The 3,282-nt window shown below is 42.1% G+C and carries 3 protein-coding genes; all 3 read right to left on the bottom strand.

Annotation, left to right across the window (positions count from 1 at the left end; genetic code table 11):
* Positions 1 to 27: 27 nt before the first annotated feature.
* Genes BACCELL_RS04485 through BACCELL_RS04475 form a run of 3 tightly spaced genes read right to left on the bottom strand, consistent with a single transcriptional unit; the run spans position 28 to position 2,894 of the window.
* Positions 28 to 873 (bottom strand): SDR family oxidoreductase, encoded by an 846-nt coding sequence (locus BACCELL_RS04485; RefSeq protein ID WP_007210386.1) that lies wholly within the window; start codon positions 871 to 873, stop codon positions 28 to 30.
* The gene (locus tag BACCELL_RS04480; protein ID WP_007218971.1) at positions 873 to 2,093 is read right to left on the bottom strand and encodes an NADH:flavin oxidoreductase; all 1,221 of its coding nucleotides are present in this window, start codon (positions 2,091 to 2,093) and stop codon (positions 873 to 875) included. The genes BACCELL_RS04485 and BACCELL_RS04480 overlap by 1 nt, the downstream gene beginning before the upstream one ends.
* 39 nt (positions 2,094 to 2,132) lie before the next feature.
* A complete protein-coding gene (locus BACCELL_RS04475; RefSeq protein WP_007210384.1) occupies positions 2,133 to 2,894 on the bottom strand; it encodes a DUF1295 domain-containing protein in 762 nt (253 codons plus the stop codon).
* Between the last annotated feature and the right edge of the window lie 388 nt (positions 2,895 to 3,282).

Genomic DNA, 3,282 nt, shown 5'->3' with positions numbered 1-3,282 from the left:
CGGATGAAATTCATCCGCGCTTTTGTATTATAGCCATTTTGCTACAATATCTTCTGTCTTATCCCATAGTTCCTTCATCTGTACATGATGAAAGAATTTCTCTGAGAGCTGTTTAGGATGGCAACTTACATTCAATGTTCCGGTACGTTTTCCCGCATCTTCATCCAGTAACAAACTGATGGCCGTCGCTGCTCCCTGACGAGGCGTACGTATGAAAGGCCGGAAAAAGAGATCCGTCAACGGATCAAACCACATATGCATCGTAATGATTTTTGTGGAAACAATACCCGGATCAGCTGCATTGACAATAATTCCTTTTTCTTTCACCTTCTTCGATAGAGCTATTGTAAACAGAGTCAATGCCAATTTTGTATTACTATAAATCGGAATACGCCAAAAAGCGCCTTTCTTTCCACGCAAAAAGAAGTCAGGAAAATCCAGTTTACCAATGGCATAAGTACAGGACACCATATTTACAATCCGGCTTCCCTCTCCCATCAATGGAAGCAATTTACGGGTCAACAAATAAGGAGCTACATAATTGACACTTACTGTACGTTCCAATCCATCTTCGGTGATACAACGTCTCGTTTCCATGGTGCCGGCATTGTTCATTAACAAGGTGATAACTTCTCCACGCTGAAGAAGTTCATTGGCAAAAGAAGCCGTAGAAGATAAAGAAGCAAGATTGACCGGTACTATTTCCAATGCTATATTTCCTGTTTCCCGCATTATTAACTGACGTTTCTCTTCTGCGATTTCAGGATCACGACACGCCATAATGACTTTATATCCGGCGGTAGCAACAGCGCGTGTAATCTCCATTCCCATACCGCCATCCGCTCCGGTTATAACTGCAAGTTTCTGTTTCATTATCCTTTTGCTTCTATTTTTGTAATTTCCCGCTTCAAGCCAGCCGGAAGTTCTTCGTTCAAATGCTGATGGCATGCCATTTCAATGGAATACATTCGTGCAATACAGTAATTACTATGTTTACAATTACAGATTGCTTTCTCCTCTTCACGCATACGGTTGACAAAGCCCGGTTCATTAAGCAAAGCACGTGCCATCTGTACTGCTTCAAAACCATCATTCAGTACCTCATCTATTTTTTCACGCGAAACTAAACCACCTACATATACCAACGGCATCTTTATTTCTGCCCGAAATTTCAGCGCATCTTCCAGAAAGTAAGCCTCTTTGAAAGGAACGGTAGGTATCATCCACTTCCCTACCATTCGTACTCCATACTTCAGCCACCAGCAATTCATATAATGAGTCATAGAATGAATAGGCATCTGACCACGCATCACATACATAGGAGCCTTACTTACAAAACCTCCACTTAGTACCAATGCATGAGCTCCTGATTGCTCCAGGCGTTTTGCCACCTGCATAGTCTCATCCATTTCCATTCCACCACGAAAACCATCGCGCATATTCACTTTTACCAATACAGCCATGTCGGTTCCGGCAGCTTTCATTACCTCCTCCATTACCATATCCATAAAACGCATTCGATTCTCCAAGGATCCACCGAAGCAGTCCTTACGCCGATTGGTATAAGGAGAAAGAAACTGAGAAATCAAATATCCGTGTCCGGCGTGTATTTCAACGGCATCAAAACCAGCTTCACGAGCCAGATTTACAGCATGACCATACGCGCGTGCCATCTCAGGCAGCTCCTCTTTCTTCAAGCCACGAACAAAAGTAGGTGAGTAAAGATTGAAACCGCTGGAAGCTCCGACAGGAGTAACACCACAGATGCTTTTGTGCGACATATTGCCACAATGTCCCAACTGTATAGCCGCAGCAGCACCTTCGGCATGTACAGCATCGGTCAGCTTTTTTAATCCGGGGATAATTTCAGGCCGCATCCATAATTGGCGGTCGAACGACAAACCACTTTGGGTGACAGCTGCATAGGCCACAGTAGTCATTCCAACACCACCAGCCGCAACTGAACGATGATAGTCAAGCAACATTTGCGAAGGGGCATTACCCGGACACATACTTTCAAATGCCGCTGAGCGGATGGTACGATTCCGTAAAGTCAGCGGGCCAAAAGTTACAGGAGTAAATAACTTGCTCATGAGTATTATTAATGATTTGTGATTTATAAGTGAGAGAAATTAATATAGAAACGGAAAAACACGTTTCCGGTTTCCTACCGCATCTCCAAATTCTTCTTTATAGCGATGCCAGATAGCATTGGCACGAGGAACTAGGTTAGCCACTGTCCACCATAGGAAGACCAGCCCGGAAAGCGACCATGTCAATATAGCCCATCCTGCCCATTCTATAATTTCACCAAAGTAATTGGCAGAAGTGACATAACGATACATCCCCTGCGACGGCAGATAATGCTGCGTATCTCCCGGTTTACGAAGATGGCGAATTACATAATCCGAATACCAGTTGATTCCCATTCCGGTGAAGAACAGCAATACTCCAAAAATAAACTGTGGAGTCTTCAGCCAGTCCAGCATATAAAGAGTCTCAGGAGCCAGATAAAAAAGCCATTCTCCTTGCATAAAGCCATTCAGAAGGTTGAACAACATTCCCATCATCATAATAGCAAGCGGCATACGGCTCTTTCCCTTCAACAAGAAAGGAAATACAAAGGCGCGCTGGAAATAATGCAATTGGAATAAGAGAAAGAAAATTAAAGGAACAATTGAATTATATCGTGCTGAATTCCACCAAAGTAATAACATCACAATAAACACAGGTGCCTCCATCAGCATCCACGCCAACTTATTATTGATAGAAATGCCCCAAGATGCAGTTCGGAACATTCCATATCCCGCTTTGACAAAATAAAGTGCGATAAAAACAAACAGTGCGATGATGCTCATTACACCAAGAAATAGCTGAAAAGTCCCTTGTTCCATACTTGTTTCGATTTAAGTACGGGCAAAGATATATAAAAAGGAGGAAAAAGAAAACTTCCTCCCCTTAATTAGTTTACAAAGACGTTAGCGAATTATTAAAAAAACAATGAACTTTAAATCAAAGTGATAAGTTCGCAATTTACGTCAGAAATAAGTACAAAGTTACTTACAAAAGGGAACAGGATGAGACATAGTCGTATATTTAGGGTATCTCAGTCCCATACTTAGGGTATCTCAGTATGATACTTAGGGTACCTCAGTCGCATACTGAGATAGGGTTATTATACGCCTCTAATAGTCAACTAGTTACAAAACCGCTTTTAGAATCAATAAATCAGAACAAACAGTTTAGAAAAAACGGTCTCATTACTGATGGGTTATGAATGAA

Source organism: Bacteroides cellulosilyticus DSM 14838, from assembly GCF_000158035.1.
GTDB classification, from domain to species: domain Bacteria; phylum Bacteroidota; class Bacteroidia; order Bacteroidales; family Bacteroidaceae; genus Bacteroides; species Bacteroides cellulosilyticus.
This window is presented reverse-complemented; position numbering and strand designations above follow the sequence as displayed.

Excerpts from the sequence above, each read along its gene's own strand:
- BACCELL_RS04485 (WP_007210386.1), bottom strand. The coding sequence starts at position 873 with ATGAAACAGAAACTTGCAGTTATAACCGGAGCGGATGGCGGTATGGGA.
- BACCELL_RS04480 (WP_007218971.1), bottom strand. The coding sequence starts at position 2,093 with ATGAGCAAGTTATTTACTCCTGTAACTTTTGGCCCGCTGACTTTACGG.
- BACCELL_RS04475 (WP_007210384.1), bottom strand. The coding sequence starts at position 2,894 with ATGGAACAAGGGACTTTTCAGCTATTTCTTGGTGTAATGAGCATCATC.